The sequence below is a fragment of the Jiella avicenniae genome, assembly GCF_021390325.1.
GTDB classification, from domain to species: Bacteria; Pseudomonadota; Alphaproteobacteria; order Rhizobiales; family Rhizobiaceae; genus Jiella; species Jiella avicenniae.
Genome location: NZ_JAJUWU010000016.1, coordinates 11,735 through 31,001 on the forward strand (window position 1 = coordinate 11,735; position 19,267 = coordinate 31,001).

The 19,267-nt window shown below is 66.7% G+C and carries 12 protein-coding genes, 1 tRNA gene and 1 pseudogene; 8 read left to right on the forward strand and 6 right to left on the reverse strand.

Annotated elements, in window-relative coordinates; genetic code table 11:
• Positions 1–17: 17 nt before the first annotated feature.
• The gene (locus LZD57_RS15420) at positions 18–812 is read left to right on the forward strand and encodes an EAL domain-containing protein (RefSeq protein WP_233720374.1); all 795 of its coding nucleotides are present in this window, start codon (positions 18–20) and stop codon (positions 810–812) included.
• 39 nt (positions 813–851) lie between these two features.
• Here the strand turns inward: LZD57_RS15420 and LZD57_RS15425 are convergent, their stop codons facing one another.
• Both LZD57_RS15425 and LZD57_RS15430 read right to left on the reverse strand, forming a co-directional pair.
• The gene (locus LZD57_RS15425; RefSeq protein WP_233720375.1) at positions 852–2,060 is read right to left on the reverse strand and encodes an acetyl-CoA C-acetyltransferase; all 1,209 of its coding nucleotides are present in this window, start codon (positions 2,058–2,060) and stop codon (positions 852–854) included.
• A gap of 357 nt (positions 2,061–2,417) precedes the next feature.
• Positions 2,418–2,894, reverse strand: a complete 477-nt coding sequence (locus LZD57_RS15430) for a MerR family transcriptional regulator (protein ID WP_233720376.1) — start codon at positions 2,892–2,894, stop codon at positions 2,418–2,420.
• 303 nt (positions 2,895–3,197) lie between these two features.
• Between LZD57_RS15430 and LZD57_RS15435 the strand changes: the two genes are divergently transcribed.
• The 4 genes from LZD57_RS15435 to LZD57_RS15450 all read left to right on the forward strand — a co-directional run bounded on the left by LZD57_RS15435 (position 3,198) and on the right by LZD57_RS15450 (position 9,692).
• Positions 3,198–7,094 (forward strand): peptidoglycan-binding protein, encoded by a 3,897-nt coding sequence (locus LZD57_RS15435; protein WP_233720377.1) that lies wholly within the window; start codon positions 3,198–3,200, stop codon positions 7,092–7,094.
• 132 nt (positions 7,095–7,226) lie between these two features.
• The gene (locus LZD57_RS15440; RefSeq protein WP_233720378.1) at positions 7,227–8,156 is read left to right on the forward strand and encodes a sulfite exporter TauE/SafE family protein; all 930 of its coding nucleotides are present in this window, start codon (positions 7,227–7,229) and stop codon (positions 8,154–8,156) included.
• A gap of 29 nt (positions 8,157–8,185) precedes the next feature.
• Entirely contained in the window at positions 8,186–9,082 is an 897-nt protein-coding gene (locus tag LZD57_RS15445; protein WP_233720379.1) for a TIGR02186 family protein, read from the forward strand.
• Positions 9,083–9,173: 91 nt separating this feature from the next.
• Complete coding sequence (locus LZD57_RS15450; protein ID WP_233720380.1) at positions 9,174–9,692, forward strand: DUF3429 domain-containing protein; 519 nt, start codon at positions 9,174–9,176, stop codon at positions 9,690–9,692.
• A gap of 45 nt (positions 9,693–9,737) precedes the next feature.
• Here the strand turns inward: LZD57_RS15450 and pdeM are convergent, their stop codons facing one another.
• The 3 genes from pdeM to LZD57_RS15465 form a co-directional block, all read right to left on the reverse strand.
• Entirely contained in the window at positions 9,738–10,451 is a 714-nt protein-coding gene (pdeM, locus tag LZD57_RS15455) for a ligase-associated DNA damage response endonuclease PdeM (protein ID WP_233720381.1), read from the reverse strand.
• A 420-nt stretch (positions 10,452–10,871) separates the two neighbouring features.
• Positions 10,872–12,506: an alpha-amylase family glycosyl hydrolase gene (locus tag LZD57_RS15460; protein ID WP_233720382.1), complete on the reverse strand. Its 1,635-nt coding sequence runs from the start codon at positions 12,504–12,506 to the stop codon at positions 10,872–10,874.
• Positions 12,507–12,576: 70 nt separating this feature from the next.
• Positions 12,577–15,126 carry a ligase-associated DNA damage response DEXH box helicase gene (locus tag LZD57_RS15465; RefSeq protein WP_233720383.1) on the reverse strand — a complete coding sequence of 850 codons (2,550 nt, stop codon included), beginning with the start codon at positions 15,124–15,126 and terminating at the stop codon, positions 12,577–12,579.
• A 416-nt stretch (positions 15,127–15,542) separates the two neighbouring features.
• Between LZD57_RS15465 and LZD57_RS15470 the strand changes: the two genes are divergently transcribed.
• Positions 15,543–15,616, forward strand: a tRNA-Gln gene (locus LZD57_RS15470).
• A 513-nt stretch (positions 15,617–16,129) separates the two neighbouring features.
• On the opposite strand, the gene LZD57_RS15475 is transcribed toward LZD57_RS15470, so the two are convergent.
• Positions 16,130–16,402 (reverse strand): hypothetical protein, encoded by a 273-nt coding sequence (locus LZD57_RS15475; protein ID WP_233720384.1) that lies wholly within the window; start codon positions 16,400–16,402, stop codon positions 16,130–16,132.
• A 29-nt stretch (positions 16,403–16,431) separates the two neighbouring features.
• On the opposite strand from LZD57_RS15475, the pseudogene LZD57_RS15480 reads away from it, so the two are divergent.
• Both LZD57_RS15480 and LZD57_RS15485 read left to right on the forward strand, forming a co-directional pair.
• Positions 16,432–16,718: pseudogene (locus LZD57_RS15480) on the forward strand (transposase); the annotation flags it as partial.
• 316 nt (positions 16,719–17,034) lie between these two features.
• Positions 17,035–19,263 (forward strand): GDSL-type esterase/lipase family protein, encoded by a 2,229-nt coding sequence (locus tag LZD57_RS15485; RefSeq protein ID WP_233720385.1) that lies wholly within the window; start codon positions 17,035–17,037, stop codon positions 19,261–19,263.
• Positions 19,264–19,267 lie beyond the last annotated feature (4 nt).

Below are 19,267 nucleotides of genomic sequence, written 5' to 3' on the forward strand. Positions count from 1 at the left end.
GCGAGGAAACGAACGACATGTCCGCGACCGCCTGCCCCGGCTGCCAGACCTCCAAGCCGCTCGACTTCAACTTCTCCATGGCCTTCCAGCCGATCGTCGATGCGAAGGCCGGACGGGTCTGGGGCTACGAGGCGCTGGTCAGAGGCGAAGCGGGCGAGGGCGCCTATTCGGTGCTGAACCGCGTTTCGGACGAGCAGAAGTACCGCTTCGATCAGGCTTGCCGGGTCAAGGCGATCGACCTTGCCGCGCGGCTGTTTCCCGATCCGAACCTGCATCTGTCGATCAACTTCCTGCCCAACGCCGTCTACGAGCCTGCCGCATGCCTCCGGGCAACGCTCGCCGCCGCCCGCAAGAGCCAGTTTCCGCTGGGCTCGATCATGTTCGAATTCACCGAAGCCGAAGAGATGACGGACGTCGCGCATCTGCAGCGGATCATCGCCGAATATCGCCGCATGGGCTTCATCACCGCGCTCGACGACTTCGGCGCGGGCTATGCCGGGCTCGGTCTCCTCGCCGATTTCCAGCCCGATCTCATCAAGATCGACATGAAGCTCGTCCGAAACGTCGACGGCTCCCATTCCCGGCAGGTCATCCTGTCGGCGATCCTCTACGTCGCCCGGGAACTCGGCATCACCGTTCTGGCCGAAGGCATCGAGACGGAAGCGGAGTTCGGTGCTCTGAAGGCGGCGGGCGTCGCCCTGTTCCAGGGGTACTACTTCGCCAAGCCCGCCTTCGAGGCGCTGCCCACCGTCCACGTTTGGCCGAACGGCAGTCCGGCGGATGACGGCGACGCAGCCTTCGCGATCGCCTGACACCGCCGATCCGGCAATAGGCCGTACCACCCCGTCGCCTCACACCCGCTCGATGATCGTCGCCGTCCCCATGCCGGCGCCGATGCAAAGGGTGACGAGAGCGGTCTGCTTGTCCTGACGCTCCAGCTCGTCGAGGACCGTCCCGAGGATCATCGCCCCGGTGGCGCCCAGCGGATGGCCCATGGCGATGGCGCCGCCATTGACGTTCATGATCGCGGGATCGATCTCGAAAGCCTGGCAGTAGCGCAGCACGACGGCGGCGAAGGCCTCGTTCAGCTCGAACAGGTCGATGTCCTTCAGCGCCATGCCGGAACGCTCCAGCAGCTTCTTCGTCACGTCGACCGGCCCGGTCAGCATCAGCGCCGGATCCGAGCCGATATTGGCGAAGGCGCGGATGCGGGCCCTGGGCTTGACGCCCAGCGCCTCGCCGCCGGCCTTCGAGCCGATGAGGACGCCGGCCGCGCCGTCGACGATGCCGGACGAGTTGCCGGCATGGTGGACGTGGTCGATCGCCTCGATCTCCGGATGGGCCTGAATGCCGACGGTGTCGTAGCCGCCCATCTCTCCGATCTGGGCGAACGACGCCTTCAGGCTGCCGAGGGACTGCATGTCCGTCGACGGGCGCATGTGCTCGTCCTTGTCGAGGATGGTCAGGCCGTTCTGGTCCCTGACCGGGATGACGGATTTCTCGAAGCGGCCCTCGGCCCAGGCCTTGCCCGCGCGCTTCTGGCTCTCGACGGCGTATGCGTCGACGTCGTCGCGGGAGAAGCCGTATTTCGTCGCGATCAGATCGGCCGAGACGCCCTGCGGCATGAAATAGGCCGGAATGCCGACGGAGGGATCCATGACCCAGGCGCCGCCCGACATGCCCATGCCGACGCGGGACATCGATTCGACGCCGCCGGCGATGACGAGATCGTCGGCGCCCTGCGCGACCTTTGCGGCGGCGAGGTTCACCGCGTCGAGGCCCGAGGCGCAGAAGCGGGAAATCTGCATGCCGGGCGCCGAGAAGGCGTAGCCGGCCTCGAAGGCGGACGCCTTCGGAATGACGCTGCCGGCTTCGCCGACCGGATCGACGCAGCCGAAGATGATGTCGTCGATCTTGGTCGTGTCGATGCCGTTGCGGTCCCGCAGGGCTTCGAGAACCTTGGCGCCGAGACGGACCGCCGGCACTTCGTGCAGGGCGCCGTCCTTCTTGCCGCGTCCGCGCGGGGTGCGCACGTGATCGTAGATGTAGGCCTCGGCCATGAGCGTTGCCTCCTCTCCCATGATCCTGCCGCGGTCGCCGCCCCGAAGGACGGGACATCCGCGGTCTCTGCTATGCCCAGTCTATGGCTTGCATTGACGTAAACGTCAATCGCAATGCCGGGCAAAGCCATCGATCGAGCAGGCTGACGCTCCACCCAGAGGGAGAAGACGGGCCGCCCGGAGAAAGAAGATGGAGAAAACGCCATGACGGCACGAGTCGCTGCCGGGGTGACCGGCAAGCGACACCGTGCCGGACGCGACGGCGGCCCGACGGATCCGTCCCGGGTGAAAGCGCCGGCACGGAGCCGGCACGTCACATCTCGGGCGGGCTCGACGGCGCGCCCTGGCGATTTGCGGCTATTCGGCGGCTTGCTGCTGCAGACGGTCGCGCGCGTAGTCGATCGTCTTGTCCATTGCAGCAATCGACTCTTCGATCTCGCGCTTTTGCTCGAGTAGAATGTGCCGCTGTTCTTCGAAGCGCTCCAAGGAAATTTCGAGCTGCTTCTGCTTGCCGTTCGGCTGATGGTAGAGCTCGATGAGCTGCTTGGCCTCGGTCAGCGAAAAGCCCAGCATCTTGGCGAGGAGGATGAGCCGGAGGCGCGCACGGTCGCGGCGGCTGTAAAGGCGGGTCGTGCCGCGACGCGCCGGAGCCAGAAGGCCGCGGTCCTCGTAGAAACGTAGCGTTCTCAGGGTGACGCCGAATTCCTGGGAGAGGTCGCCGATCCTGAAGGTCTCCTTCTCGGCATGGGGGTCTCCGGCGAGGCCCAGGAGGAAGTCGATGTCGACTTGCGCTTCTTCTTCTTCCGGCCTTTCGACCGCTGATGGGTTAGACATTGCGAAATTCCATTTTTGCCCCGAGACTCAGGTCCACCTGCCGATAAGCAAGCCCCGAGTCCCTACCTAGAGGAATATGGATCGAATTGCGGCTCTTCAAAGACAGATTTGTTGCGGTTGGTGACGGACTCCAGCTTCAAGCGGGCTTGCCGGTCTAATCGCTAACGATGCGGGTGTGGGCCTTCATGACAGGATCAGTCCGAAAACGGCTGGTTTTGCAGGGCGGTACTCAAGCCAAGCGCGATGCGAGCCATGGGGGTGGGCCGTTGGGTCCACGGCCCTGAAGAAGCGGGAAGAGCGGACATGGCCGACCAAAGAGGGATGGAAGCAGGCAGGCGTCAGGCGTCGGACGAGACGTCCTCGCTCGAATCGCTGAGCCGGACTCTCGAACAGCTCGAAGCGCGCTTGTCCAAATTGACCGCCAGTCAGGCCCGTGCCGCCGCGGACCTGCGACGACACGAGAGCGATACCCCGCTTCCGGCGCTGGCGGCCGATTCGCAGGCCGCCGCCGCGGTCGGACGCCGGGCGATCGGCGCGGGCCGCCAGTCGCCGCGCGGCGACTTGTCGCAGGCGGTCTCGGAAATCGTCATGCGCCAGCGCAGCCTCAACCGGGCAGCGCCCCCGCAGCCGGCTTTCGGCGCGACGGAGGACCAGGCACCGGCCGACGACCTGCGCCGGCCGGTCGAGCGGCGCGAGCGAGTGGCCCGGCTGCCGGTCGCCGACGAAGCCGCCGCCGCGCGCCTCGCGGCGCGGCCGGCCGTGCCGGCGGGCCCGAGCATCACGGAACAGCTCGAGCGGCTGCGCGAAGAGCTGCGCGCCGACATGGCGAAGAGCTTCCAGCCGCGCTTCGACGACATGCGCGCGGCCGTGGACGAACTGCGCCGCATGATCGCGGACCGGGCCAGCAGCGACAGAATCGATGCCGAGATCGCCCGCGTTCACGAAGGCCTGGCGCAGATGGCGACGACGGGCGCCGACGAGCACGGCGTCAAGGGACTGCGCACCGAACTCGAATCGATCAAGTCGCTGGTGAAGGACCTCGCCCGCGAGGAGAGCCTCAAACTCGCCGGCGAGAAATGGGACGGCATCCGCAAGACGATCGACGATCGCGAGGCCGCGTCCACCTCCGAGCGCCGCGACATCAAGGACGAGCTGGAGCGCCTGCGCCAGTCGCTGGGTGGTCTTGCGAGCGAGGAACACATCAAGGCCGTCGAGCGGCGCTGGGACGAATTCGAAACCCGCTATCTCGACAAGCCGGAACGTGCCGAGGGCCCGGACCTCACCGAGCTTCTGAAGTCGGAGATGGCGAGCCTTCGCGACAAGCTGGAGACGCTGGCTTCCGAGCAGTCGGTCAAGGCAGTGGAGGAGCGCTGGGGCTCGCTCGAGGAGCGCTTCGCCTCGCGGGCGATCGAGGAAAACATCGAGACGCTCGCCGGCCGCATGGAGCAGCTCGAAAAGGCCCTGAGCAAACTGCCCGACAGTTTCGCGCTCGGGCCGATCGAGGCGCGCCTGCAGGCCTTGTCGGAGGGTCTCGAAAGCCTCGGCAAGGCCCAGGACCGCGAAGCGGACGACGCCAATTTCCAGGCGCTGGAAGAGCGGCTCGACGAGATTTCGCGCGCCATCGTCGCCGCCGCCACCAAGGCACCACCGGTCGACATGTCGCCTGTCGAGCGGGTCGAGGCACGGCTGCAGTCGCTGCAGACCCGCGTCGACAGCCTCGGCGAGGCCGACGTCGAGGCGATGTCGGCGCGGATCGCCGAACTCGCCGACCGGATCGAGAGCCTGTCCAACGGCCCCGCCATCGCCGCTCTCGGCGAGCGGATCGAGACCTTCTCGACGCAGCTCGACGCCCTTGCCAATCTCGGCGTCGCGCCAGGCCCCGACGTCGGTGCGATCGAGGCGCGGCTCGCGAGCCTGAACGAACGTCTCGAATCCATGGCGACTCCCGGCCTCGATCCGGAGATCGTTGCGGCGCTCGAGGCGCAGATCGCCCGCCTGTCGGAGCGGATCGCCGACGTCGGCAGCGCCGGCGCTCTCGCCGATCCCGAACTCGACGAGCGTCTTGCGACGATCGAGTTCCGCATCGAGGAGAACCGCGAGGCGATCCTGGAATCGGCGCAGGCGGCCGCCGACGCGGCGGTGCGCCGGATGATGGAAGAGGGCGAGGGACGCCAGGGCGCCTATGTCGAGCAGCTCGCCGGCGATCTGCGAGCGCTCCAGGAAATGTCCCGCGCCAGCGGCGAGCAGAGCCAGTCCTTCTACGAGGCGATGCACGCGACGCTCCTGAAGCTCGTCGAGCGAATCGATCGGATAGACGCCGATCTCGTCGGCGGCGGACACGGGGAGGTCGCGGACGGATTCGACGAGCCTCCCGTCGTCGAAAAGGCGCCTCGGGGGCTTCGCGCCATGCTGAAGCGCCGTACCGGCAAGGCCGGCGGACCGGCCGTTCCGCAAGGCGAGCGGCACCAGGACTGGCAGGAGCCGGCATTCGACGATGCGTCGCACGGTGTCGCTGACGCCGGTAGGGCAGATGACGGCGAGGACGCCGACGAGGACGATGCCGGCGCATTTGACGCAGGTGATGCCAACCGGCCCCTGGCGGTCGGCTCGGGCCAACCCGACATCGTTTCGCTGATCGAGCGCGTGCGGGCCCAGCAGGCCGGACGGGCCAGCGAGGAGGATACCGGCAAGGCGGACTTCATCGCCGCCGCCCGCCGCGCCGCCCTCGCCGCGGCGGCGGAAGCCGACGCCATGCGCAACGCGTCCGACGACGAGGAAATCGACGGCAACGAGGGCTTCGTCGCCAAGGTCCGTCGCCGCCGCAAACCGATCCTTCTGGCGGTCAGCGCCATTCTCCTCGCCGTCCTCGCCAGCCAGATGGCACCGCGGTTGTTTTCCGCGACGGTCTCCCCCGACTCCGCTATTCAGGACGACGTCGCGGCCGACCGGATCGGCGGATCTGCCGGCGACGCCGCCGCGCCCCGTTCCACCGATGCGGCTCCGGCCGTCGAGGGCGTCGCCAGCCCGTCGCAGAGCGCTGCCGATGCCGCCGTCGCACCGCCGGCGGACGAGGGCATCGCCGTGCCGTCGCTGCCCGCATCGGCGCAGGCGCCGAAAGTCGGTTTCTCTCTGAACGACGGTCCGCGTCAGTCGGGTTTCGTCGACGCCGCCAGCTCCGAGGCAACCGCCACGGCGGATCGTGAGGAAGTCGCGCCGGCCGCGACGGGCTCAGACGAGACCGGCGCATCGGCGGCGTCCGACGCTGGATCGAGCGAGCCGCAGGGGGTTGCCGCGGTCGATCCGGGCGAGCCCCGGGCGGTGGCACCCGCCGATCTTCCCTCCATCCCGGAAGGCATCGCCTCCGAGCCGCTGACGAAGGCTGCCCAAGCCGGCGATCCGAAGGCGCTGTTCGAAATCGGCCTCCGGCTGATGGAGGGCCGTGTCGGCGAGCCCGATCCGAAAGCGGCGGCGGCCTGGTTCGAGCTTGCCGCGGCGAACGGTTTCGCGCCGGCCGAATACAGCCTCGGGACGCTCTACGAGAAGGGCAACGGCGTCGATCGCGATCTTGCCAAGGCACGCGACGCCTATCTCGCCGCCGCCGACGGCGGCAACGTTCGCGCCATGCACAATCTCGCCGTCCTCTACGCCACCGGCATCGACGGCAAGTCGGACCCGGCGCAGGCCGCACAGTGGTTCGAGAAGGCGGCGACCTACGGCATGCCCGACAGCCAGTACAATCTCGGCATTCTCTATGCCCGCGGCGCCGGGGTCGATCAGGACCTCGCCAAGTCCTACAAGTGGTTCTCGATCGTCGCGGCCAATGGCGACTCCGATGCCGCGGCAAAGCGCGACGAGATCAAGAAGGGCCTGACGCCGGCGCAGCTGGAGACCGTCGATGGCCAGATCGCCGACTTCGAGCCATCGGAGCGGAACGAGGGGGCCAACACGGTCGACATCCCGCAGGAATGGATGGGACGGCCGGAATCGACGGTGACTTCGTCGATCGACATGACCCGGGCGATCCGCAACATCCAGGCCATCCTGATCAAGATCGGCTACGATCCGGGCACGCCGGACGGCGTCATCGGCACCAAGACGACGGAGGCGATCAAGGCCTTCCAGAAGGATGCCGGGATCGCCGTCACCGGCAAGGTCGACGAGACGCTGATCCGCAAGCTCCTGGAACGCAAGGACGGCTGACGCCGCCCGCCCGCCGCGTCACCAGCGACGACGGCGGCGGGCACGTCGACATTTGACACTCGTCGGGCTTCGGGCCAGAACGATCAGGTCCACCGCACTGCGGAATCTCGAAAAATCCATCGGCCGCGCCCCGTGAATCTGTACCTGCCGATCGCGGAAATTTCGCTCAACGTCTTCGTCCTCGTCGGTATGGGCGCGGCGGTCGGTTTCATTTCCGGCCTGTTCGGCGTCGGCGGCGGGTTCCTGATCACGCCGCTCCTCATCTTCTACAACATCCCGCCGGCGGTGGCGGTCGCGACCGGCGCGAACCAGGTCATCGCCGCGTCCTTCTCGGGCGCTCTCGCCCATTATCGCCGCGGCACGGTGGATCTGCGCCTCGGCACCGTCCTTTTGATCGGCGGCTTCGGCGGCTCGGTGGCGGGCGTCCTCTTGTTCACCCTGCTGCGGCGGCTCGGCCAGCTCGATCTCGTCGTCTCGCTTCTCTACGTCGTCTTCCTGGGCGGCATCGGCGGGCTGATGCTGGTCGAGAGCCTCCAGTCGATCCTCAAGTCCCGGTCGCAGGGCTCGGGCGAAATCCGCCGGCCGGGACAGCACAGCTGGGTGCACGGCCTGCCGCTGAAGATGCGGTTCCACCGCTCCAAGCTCTACGTCTCGATCATTCCGGTGCTGCTGCTCGGCTTCCTGATCGGCCTTCTGGCCGGCATCATGGGCGTCGGCGGCGGCTTCATCGCCGTTCCGGCGATGATCTATCTCCTCAGGGTGCCGACCAGCGTCGTCATCGGCACGTCGCTGTTCCAGATCATCTTCACCGCCGCCGCGACGACCATCCTGCAGGCCGCGACCAACCGCACGGTCGACGTGGTCCTCGCCTTTCTTCTGATGCTCGGCGGCGTCATCGGCGCGCAGTTCGGCACCCAGGCCGGCCGCAAGCTGCGCGGCGACCAGCTGCGCGCGCTGCTGGCCATCCTGGTGCTCGCCGTCGGGCTGCGCCTCGGCTACGAACTCGTCGTGACGCCGGACGAGCGGTTCACCATCACGCTTCCGACGGGAGAGATCGGGTGAGGGGCGCGAGGCCGCGGCGCGGACGGTTCATGCCGGCAGGCTTCGCGCTCGTCGCCGGCTGCCTGGCGCTGGCCGCGTCGTCCGCAAGCTTCGCGCAGGAGGGTATCGAGACCTTCGAGATCGGTCTGTCGACCAGCACGATCTCGATCAGCTCCGATTTCACCGGAGCGAGACTGGTGGTCTTCGGCGCACTCGACAACGCCGATGCCAAGCTCCTCCGACAGCAGCGCTACGACATCGTCGTCGTTCTGGTCGGGCCGCGGAGCCCGGCCGTGGTGCGCGAGAAAGAGCGCACCTTCGGCCTGTGGATCAACCGCGGCTCGGAGACCTTCGATGCGGTGCCGGGCTCCTATGCGCTCGCGGCGACCCGGCCGCTCGCCGACATCGCCAGGCAGGAGCTCAGACAGCGCCTGTCACTCGGCATCGCCGATCTGAGGCTGGACAGCGGCGCGACCACCGGAGCCTTCGGTCAGCCGGCGCCCGACAAGCCGGAAGAGGCGAAGGGCCAGGTGAATATCAGCCTCGCCGAACGCCGCGCCAAGGCGGCCCAGGACATCGGCGGCACGTCGGCGGACGCTGCCGTGACGGTCGACGACTACGCCGAGGCGCTCAAACGCATCCGACGCGCGAAGGGTCTCTACAATCAGAGCGTCGGCACGGTGCAGTTCGTCAGTCCGACGCTGTTTCGCGCCGACCTGAACCTGCCGGCCGACCTTCCGACGGGCACACACATGGCGCGGGCCTATCTGTTTCGCAGCGGCGTCTTCATCCGCGAGAGTTCCGAGCCGCTCTTCGTCCGCAAATCCGGCTTCGAGAGCTATATCGACGACATGGCGACGCGCTACGGCGTCTTCTACGGGATGGCCGCCGTTCTCCTCGCGATCTTCACAGGCTGGTTCGGCCGCCTCGTCTTCAAGCGCGACTGATCGGCCGGACCCTTCGAAACCGGCGACGGGTGGCGGCGGAACGTCGGGCTCACACGATGACTGTCGCCGCACGGCGCCTATCTTCGGCACCATGAGCACCATCGAAGAAGACGACGCCGGCCACCCCCGCTCCGGCGATGCCGCCGCATCGGCACGAACGACCGGCCGACCTCACGACCACCAGCGCACGGCCTGGACGCTGGGGTTTGCCGGTCTCGTGCCCTTCGTGATCATGACCGGCCTGCTCGCCTATGCCGGCCGCGACTTCATCGCCTATCCGCAGCTGATCCTGGCGCTCTCCGGCTATTCCGCGACGATCCTCGCCTTCCTCGGCGGCATCCGCTGGGGCTTTTCCCTTGCTCCCGCCCATCAGGCCATCGGCACGCTCGTCGCCTCCGTCCTGCCGTCGCTTCTCGGCTGGGTGCTGCTCTTCGCGCCGAGCCCCTGGGCCTTCGCCGGCTTCGCGGCGGGCTTCGTGCTGACCGGCCTGTGGGACGTCGTCTCGGCACGGCGCGGCGAGCTGCCGGGGTGGTTCGGGCGGCTGCGGCTGGTGCTTTCCTCCGTGGTCACGCTCTGCCAGATCGTCGCCTTCGTCTCGACCTGGGGCTGAGGGCGAGCGGCCGGAGACATCCGTGGTCTCAACCGGCGTGGACGCTCAACCCGCCGACAAGGCGCCGAAGCGGACCGGATAGATGCCGGCATGGCCGATCATGCAGGCGAGGGCCCTCGGCATGTCGAACAGCCCGTGAAAGGCGCGGTCGAGGACGTTGAGACCGCCGGTGGTGACACCGAAGGAGGGCAGGATCATCCGGTCGCCGTCGGTGGCGAAACAGGCCCGGCGCGAGCCGCGGCCGGCGAGGCGCGCCACCGGATGGAGATGGCCCGACACTTCGCCGCGGCGAGGCCCGGCGCTCGGCTCGTGCCGGAAGGCGAGGGCGCCAACGCTGATTTCGCCATGCGTCTCGCCGCCGATCCCGACCGGCGGCTCCGGATCGTGGTTTCCGGCGATCCAGATCCAGTCCCGCCCGCGCATCAGGCTCGCCAGCGCCTCCCGCTCGCCGGCCGGCATCAGCGCCGCGCCCTTGCGGTCGTGGAAGGAGTCCCCGAGGCAGACGACGCGGGCCGGGCGCCAGCGGTCGAGGGCAAGGGCGAGGAGCGACAGCGTCGCCGCCGTGTCGTAGGGCGGCAGGAACATGCCGCGGCGTGCGAAGGCGGCACCCTTTTCCAGATGGAGGTCCGAGACGATCAGGCAGTCTTCCGCCGGCAGGTAGAGGACGCCGGACGGATCGCAGGCGACCCGCTCGCCCGCCAGAGATATCTCCAGCGCCTCGCACTCAACGTGCCGCCGTCGCCGTGCCAGAGCATTCATCGCGTCCCGCCGCCTGATTCGCGTTTCGTTCCCATCTGGCCGAGAGGACGGGCCGATGGCAAGAGTCGGGGCGCGGCTTCGATGCGGCAGGACGGCGCAGGGCGGAGGGAACGAGCGGGTCACGGCGTTGGGACAGGGGCACGATCGGGCGCCGTAGTGACCTGCTTCGAGAGGGCCCGGTAAAGCGTTCATGTAAATCGTCTGCCAAGCGGTTGTCCGTCGATGGTCGCGCGAGGACATAGACGTTTCGTCATCCCGGCTCGGGGGCCGGGATGACGAGGCGGTTATGATGGCGATCATCCCGGATCGGCCTTGGGCGACGAGATGGCGGACCAAGGTGCCTCACGTCGATCCTTGCGGATGCTCCGACCGTAAAACGAGTGCCCGCCGGTTCTGACGCGCGCGCTTCGCCCCGACGTCTCACGCCCCCTCCGCCACCGCCTCCAGCCGCAGCCATTCGTAGCCATAGGCGCCGAGCTTCAGGGTCAGCCCGTCGCCCGTCCGGTCGATGTCGATGCCTGCCCTGAGGACGGGCCGGACCTCGCAGCCCTCGATCAGGGGAGAAATCTCCACGGTCTGCGGTTCGTCGGAGAGATTGTGCAACGTGACCAGATGATTGCCGCGCCAGGAGTAGCGCAGGCCGATGACGGACGGGCCGTCGACGTCGAGCACTTCTGGCCGGCTCCAGCCGATCTCCGGACAGCTTCGGCGCGCCCGGATCAGCCGCTGGACCGTTGCGAACAGCGAGGCCGGGTCGACCCTCTGGGCATCGGCATTGACATGGGCGTAGCCGAACGGCCCCTCCGTCACCGGCGTGCGGACGCAGTCCGCGGGTCTGGCGGTGGAGAACCCGCCGGAGCGCTTGGCCGACCACTGCATCGGCGTGCGCACGGCGTTGCGCTCCGGCAGGTCCAGATTGTCGCCCATGCCGATCTCGTCGCCATACCAGATCACCGGCGTTCCCGGCAGCGACAGCATCAGCGAAAAGGCCATCGCGATCCGCCGCTCGTCGCCGCCGAGCATCGCCGCGAGCCGTCGGCGGATGCCGCGATCGTAGATCTGCATCGACTTTTCCGGCCCGAAGGCGGCGAAGACTTCGGCCCTTTCCTCGTCCTTCAGCCGGCCGAGATCGATCTCGTCGTGATTGCGCAGGAAGGTCGCCCATTGCGCCGTCTCGGGGATCTCCGGCAGCGCCTTCAGGAAGTCGCGCACCGGCAGCGCCTCGCGCCGCGCCAGCGCCAGGAAGAGCTTCTGGTTGAGGGGAAAGTTGAAGACGAGGTTCAGCCGGTCGTCGTCGCCGAAATAATCCGCCGCCTGATCCATCGGGATGTTGGCCTCGGCGAGCAGGATCGCCTCGGCCCGCCGCCAGGACAGGAACCGGCGGATCTGGCCGAGATAGCCGTAAGGGCTCTGCCCGTCGCCCGGACCCTGAAGATCCTCGAGGATGAACGGCACGGCATCGACGCGAAAGCCCGAGACGCCGAGCGCCAGCCAATAGCCGATGATCCGCTCGATCTCCTCGCGCACCGCCGGGTTGGCGATGTTGAGATCGGCCTGGTGCTTGTAGAACCGGTGGAAATAATAGGCCTGGCGCTTGCGGTCGAAGGTCCAGGTGGATTCCTGCACGCCCGGAAAGATCACGCCCTTTTCGGCATCCGCCGGCTTCTCGTCCTTCCACAGATACCAGTCGCGATATTTCGGATGTCCCTCGCGGCTCGCCTTGAACCAGGGATGGTCGATCGAGGTGTGGTTGACCACGAGATCGACCATGATCTTCAGGCCGCGGTCCTTGGCGCCCTGCGCGAATTCGACGAAGTTGCCGAGATTGCCGAGCCGCGGATCGACCGCATAGTAGTCGGTGATGTCGTAGCCGTTGTCCCTGTCCGGCGAGGGATAGAAGGGCAAAAGCCAGATCGTGTCGCAGCCGAGCGCCTCGATATGGTCCAGCCGATCGGCCAACCCCTGAAAATCGCCGACCCCGTCGCCGTCGGAATCCATGAAGGCGTCGACGTCGAGGCAGTAGATGACGGCATTCTTGTACCAGAGATTGTACATGAGGCGGGCTCCTGAGCGACGGAGGGGAGCTAGGGCATTGAGCGATAAGGGCGAGTGAGCGTTCGGCCGCTCAATTGCCGGGCTCCCCCATCGCCAGCGCGATCATCGCCTCCCGCGAGGCCTCCCTCAGATCCGCGTCGCGCGCCTCGCCGACGACGCTCTCGCGGCCGATCTCCAGCATCACCGGGACGGCCAGCGGCGAGATCTGGTCGAGGTCCCTGTGGACGATGTGGTGCTTGATGCGGGCCAGCAGGTCTGACACGCGGGAAACGTCGAGGAGGCCGGTCGCCGCGTCCGCCCAGGTCGCCTGCATCAGGATGTGGTCCGGCTCGTGGGCGCGCAAGACATCGTAGACGAGATCGGTCGAGACGGTGACCTGCCGGCCGGTCTTCTCCTGGCCCGGATGGCGCTTTTCGATCAGCCCGGAAATCACCGCGCATTGCCGGAAGGTGCGTTTCAGCAGCCAGGAATCGGCCATCCAGCTTTCCAGATCGTCGCCGAGCATGTCCTCGTCGAACAAGGCGTCGAGGGAGAGCGAGCCCTTGGCGATCATCTCGCCCAAGTCGCGCCGGCCCCAGATCGAGATCGCGTAGTCCGTCGCGACGAAGCCGAGGGGCATCGCCCGGGCGCGTTCCAGCCGCCGGGTGAGCAGCATGCCGAGCGTCTGGTGGGCGAGGCGGCCTTCGAAGGGGTAGAGCACCATGTGGGAGAGCTTGCCGTTCGGAAAGGTCTCGACCAGGAGGTCGTCCGGGCCGGGGATGACCGACTTCAGCTTCTGGATCGACAGCCAGTCCCGCACCTGATCCGGCAGAACGGACCAGCGGGCGGGGTCGGCCAGCATCGCCCGCACTTCCTTGGCGAGATAGGTGGTGAGCGGAAACTTCGAGCCGCCGTAATAGGGCACCTTCGGCTCTTCGCTCGCCGCCTTGGTGACGAGGCAGGAGGTCTCGTGGATGCCTTCAAACCTCAGCACCTCGCCGGCGAAGAGGAAGGTGTCGCCCGGCGACAGCGTCTCCAGAAACGCCTCCTCGATCTTGCCGAGCGCCCGGCCGCCGCGGACGATGGCCGAGGCCGTGCGCCGCCGGATCATCCGGATCTCCAGCATCGGAGCCTCGATGATGGTGCCGGCATTCATCCGGTATGCTTGAGCGAAGCGCGGATGGGTGAGCCGCCAGGTGCCGTCTTCGGTCAGCCTGATCTTGGCGTAGCGCTCATAGACCTTCAGCGCGTAGCCGCCGGTGGCGACGAATTCGACGATCCGGTCGAAGGTCTCGCGAGGAAGGCCCGCATAGGGCGCGGCGGACGTGATCTCATCATAAAGGTCACCTGAGCGGAACGGCGCCGCCACCGCCATGCCGAGCACGTGCTGGGCGAGAACGTCGAGGGCGCCGTCGCGCAAGGGGGGCGTGTCCTGCGCGCCGAGATAGTTGGCGTCGAGCGCGGCGCGGCACTCCATCACCTCGAAGCGGTTGGCCGGCACGAGGATCGCCTTGGAGGGCTCGTCCATCCGGTGGTTCGCCCGGCCGATCCGCTGGGCGAGGCGCGAGGCGCCCTTCGGCGCGCCGACATGGACGACGAGATCGACGTCGCCCCAGTCGATGCCGAGATCGAGGGTGGACGTGGCGACGACGGCCCTCAGCTCGTTCTTCGCCATCGCCGCCTCGACCTTGCGGCGCTGGCCGACGTCGAGCGAGCCGTGATGCAGCGCGATCGGCAGCGTGTCGTCGTTGATCCGCCACAGCTCCTGGAACAGGAGCTCGGCCTGGCTGCGGGTGTTGACGAAGAGCAGCGTCGTCCGGTGCGCCTTGATCGCCGCGTAGATCTCCGGCAGCGCATAGCGCGCCGTGTGGCCCTGCCAGGGGACGCGTTCCTCCGATTGAAGGATCGCAATGTCCGGCTTCGCCCCGCCCTCGACGGTGATCAGATCGGCCTCCGGCGACGCGCCCGGCCTCTGCGCCACCAGCCAGCGGCAGAGTTCGGCGGGCTCGGACACCGTCGCCGACAGGCCAATGGTCTGCAGGTCCGGCCTGAGCTTCCGCAGCCGGGCGAGGCCGAGGGCCAGGAGATGCCCGCGCTTCGACGTCACCAGCGAATGCAGCTCGTCGAAGACCACGTATCTGAGATCGGAGAAGAAATCGGCCGCGTCCTTGGCGGCGATCAAGAGGGCGAGCTGCTCCGGCGTCGTCAGCAGGATGTCCGGCGGCTTCAGCTTCTGGCGCTGGCGGCGCACCTGCGACGTGTCGCCGGTGCGCGTTTCGAGCGTCACCGAAAGCCCGATCTCCGCGACCGGCCGCTCCAGATTGCGGGCGATGTCGGTCGCCAGCGCCTTCAGGGGGGAGACGTAGAGCGTATGCACCCCGCGCGGCCGCTCGCCGGGCTTCCTGCGCCTCCGCCGCGACAGATCGACCAGCGCCGGCAGGAAACCGGCGAGCGTCTTGCCCGCCCCGGTCGGCGCGATGAGCAGCACCGAAGCGCCGGCCTCGGCCTTCGCCAGCAGCTCCAGCTGATGCGGCCGCGGCGCCCAGCCATGCTGCGCGAACCACCGGACGAACGGCTCCGGCAGGGCGATCGGGGCGGCGTCGGGCGCAAAGAGCCCGAAGGGCGGGGGATGAGCGGTCACGGAGGATAAGTTAGAGCATGATCCCGAAAGGTGGGAACCGGCTTTCGGAAAAGATCATGCGCAAACAGGAAGATGGAGCGGGAGGATGAGCGAAGCTCATTTCATCCCGCTCTAGGGGCGGTGCGCCGCCAGCGCCAGCCGTGTCGGCCGAGGCTCGGCGCCGCGAGGCCTTCGCCTGCCCGCCACCTTCGTGACCGCGGATGAACGCCCGCGCATCCTCGCACGCGACGAAGCCCGGACGGAACCTTCCGCCCGCACCACGCCCCCACGAAAAAAACCTCGCCGAGGGTTCACATCCGACCGACACCCCGTTATATGACGGCGCGTCGCTGGCGGTCAGAGCCACGCGGCAAGTTTCGCGCCGGTTTGCTCTGCCATAGCATCCTGCGCAGGCTTCGGTGCCCCCGGGCGCCCGTTGGGGAATAGGTTAACGGTAGACCCACGGACTCTGACTCCGTTAGTCCTGGTTCGAATCCAGGTTCCCCAGCCACTCTTCTTTTCCACTGCAAAATCAGTCACTTACGAAATAGCCCGCTGCTACACGTGTAGCAGTTTTGGGGTTCATCGGACTGTGGATATCTCAGAGCGGCGGCAGGCGCTCGATGATGATGAAGCCGGATCGCTCGCCGGACAGAGTTAGGGTCTGTAGCGACGCCTTTTCCGCGTTGCAGCCTATGCAGCGGATATGGGAGCTGAGAGACGCCGAGCGCCTTCTGTCGTTCGATGATGTCAGCGGCGAGGAAGCAGGCGAACCGATTGCAGCCCCGGCAGGTGATTTTGACCACCATCGATCGGCGGAAACTGTCAGCGTTGGTGATATCTCTTCGGCCCATGAAGTGTGTCGAGAACAAAAAATGAACAGTACAATAGGTTGCACTTTGATGACGCGGTTAGAGTCGCGAAAATTGACGACTCAGTCGCAAGCAGTCGGGCATTAAGCTTTATCAAACGGGCTTGAAAACCTATAATTATCAATAGATTGAAACTTTCATTACCGCGGATGCTAGCAGTCGGTCCTTGTTGTGGTCCACTTGGCGTGCCAAGCGCTTGTGAACTGGCCCCCATTTTCGATCGGACAGTCGGCATAGCCCTGGAGGCTTTCCGCGAGCATCAGCTGCGCGACCTGGTCGTCAGGCAGTTCGCCAAGCTGAGGCGATTTAGTCTTGGTAAGGCCGTTGCCCTCCACGGTGACAACAGCAGACTTGCCGCGTCCGCTTACAGTATATTTACCGAGATATGTCGCCCCGCCAATCGTAACCTCGATCTCGTTTGCCATCATGCCGCCCTATCGAGGGGTTCGACAGCATGCGGGAAGCCGAACCCGACGTTCTCGCCTACATGACCTTCCCCAAGGAGCATCGCGCCAAACTGCGGAGCACCAACCCGATCGGGCGCCTGAACGGCGAGATCAACTGCGCACCGACGTGGTTGGCATCTTCCCCACCGACGACGCCATCACCCGTCTCGTCGCTGCCCTGCTGCTGGAACAGAACGATGAGTGGGCGGTGCAGCGCGCCCGCTACATGACGCTGGAAACCATCGCGCCCTTGAGCGATGATCCTCTCGTCAGCCTGCCTGCCGTGGCACGCTGATCATTCCGGCTCTGCCAGAGAGCATGGCGACCGACACCAGCTACACCATGCCCCGCGACATCATCAGACGAGGTCAAAGACCAGAACGCAGAGTTCTCGTAACCCAGTTTCGAAGCCCCGGGTCAGTTCCGGGAGGAAATCGAAAGATTGCGACATGTCAGCGATCGGGAACGTGCCGGTTCGGCGAATCTCGGCGCGATGAACCATGTCGTTGGGTAAGATTGCTGCGACGCTACTGTGGCCATATCGAATAAATTATGTTACCAGTGATTGTATTGCAAATGTAGCGTCCCATTCGCATTGGGGAGCATTGCTCATGCCTTTCTTGAAAACCATTCCTATAGACGAATTGGAGCGGATGCTCCTGGATCCGCAGGTTCCGGACCATGAAATTCGTCCCTACCTGATGCCCGATTCCAGCGCCAGTAGCGCATTCGCGCCGCGCGTCCGGGTCAATCCGTCGCGAATTGCCGGTGTCGGCCCGTCCCAGGGCGTGCGGCCACAATCGGCCCTGCTGCTCAATGCCCTCAATGCCGCAGATCGCTGGCGGCGGCAGCGGCGTTATCGTGACCGCCTGCCCGGCTGGACGGGGCCCCGGATCGTGTCGGAGGGAGATTCCTGGTTCCAGTATCCATTTCTGCTCGACGACGTCGTTGACCAGCTCGACACCGATTTCGCCATCTTCAGCCTCGACGGGGCGGGCGATACGCTCGCCGACTACCTCAAGCAGGATGAGCTCGTCAGTGCGGTTTTGACCGAAAAGCCTGATGCGGTGATGCTTTCGGGCGGCGGCAACGATCTGTTGGGCGGTGGGCGCATCCGCCATGTCGTCGAACCCTTCGCGCCGGGGCGACCGGTCGAAAGCTACTTGCAGGCAGCCTTCGACCGCCGCCTGGAAGAGGTGCTCGACGACTATCAAAGGGTGTTGTCGGGTCTCGCGGCGGCGGCCCCCGATACGCCTGTCTTCATCCACAGCTATGCCCATGCCGTGCCCAATAGCGGCCGCTGGCTCGGCGACCCGCTGGCCAGCCGTGGCATCATCGATCGCGGTCTGCAACGCGACATCGTCCGCCTCATCGTCGACCGGTTTCATGCCGGGCTCGAAGCCTTGCTGGCCGATCCCGTCTTCGGCCGCCGGGTGACGCTGGTCGATTGCCGCGACGCGGTCGCCGGGGATCTTTGGTACGACGAGTTGCATCCGAAGGATGAGGGCTTTGCCGCCGTCGCCGCGCGGTTTCGATCGGCCATGGCGGTTGTGGGCCCGAGGCGGTCGTCGCGCGGTGTGATCGCGAGCGGACTGCCGGCCACGGTCGGGGCAGGTGCGGCGGCGCGCGAGCAGTCGCCTGCCGGCGATGCGGTTCTCGCCCTGGCCTCGACCTTTGACGAGACGGTGCTTTGCCGGGAACTCGGTCGTCAGATGACGCTGGCGAGCGGTGACGGCGATCGGGCAAGCACCCCGCCAGGCGTGCTGCTCAACATGCCCGCCAGTTCGATCGACGGGGCATCGGACGCCCTCTATCTGCTCGGCCGCCGTGTCCTGGCGCGCATGCATCGCGAGGTCCAGCGCCTGCTTTGCGGAAACGAACGCGTCGATCAGGAAGATCGCGCCGCGCTCCGCAGTGCCTTCGACCTTGGCCAGGGGGCGGTGGCGGCCAGCCTTGCGGGGCTCCTGGCCGGCAGCGGCTTCGGCCTGCCGGCGGTGGCGGCGGCGATCGTCGCCTCGATCCTCGTGCGTCGCTTCGCTCGGTCGGGATGGGAGGAGGTCTGCCTCGCCTGGGGCGAGCAGCTTGCACCGGGGGGAAATGCAAGGCCGCGCCCTGCCGGGATGATCGCGGCCCTTGAAGTGGAGGAAGTCGCCATGGCAACGAACGAACAACACTTTTGCATCTGCATGACCAAGACGAACGTCGCGATGGGGGAGAAGGCCGCCGTCCTCGACCCCACGAAGTGGAACCCGCAGGATGTCATCCGGGTGCGTTTTCTGGAGGGCTCGCAGGCGCTACGGGACCGCGTGAAGGCCGTGGCGGAGGAGTGGGTGAGCAATGGCATGGCCAATCTCACCTTCGACTGGATCGATCAGGGCGATGCCGAAATCCGCATCGCCTTCGTCCAGGGCAATGGCTCCTGGTCCTATCTCGGCACCGATTGCCGCCAGATCACCGATCAGAACGAACCGACCATGAACTATGGCTGGCTGACCGATCAGTCGACCGACGCGGACGTGCGGCGCGTCGTCCTGCACGAATTCGGCCATGCCCTCGGCCTCATCCACGAGCACCAGAACCCGGAGGGCGGCATCGTCTGGAACGAGCCTGCGGTGATCGCCGATCTCTCCGGCCCGCCGAACAACTGGTCACTTGCGCAGATCCGTGAAAACGTCCTGAAGCACTACGACCCGAGCGTGATCAGCGGGAGCGATCTCGATCCCCACTCGATCATGATGTACCCGATCCCGGACGCCTGGACGGTGGGTGATTTTTCGACGGGCTTCAACGACGATCTCTCCGATATCGATCGGGAGGTCATCCGCCAGGCCTATCCATGAACGG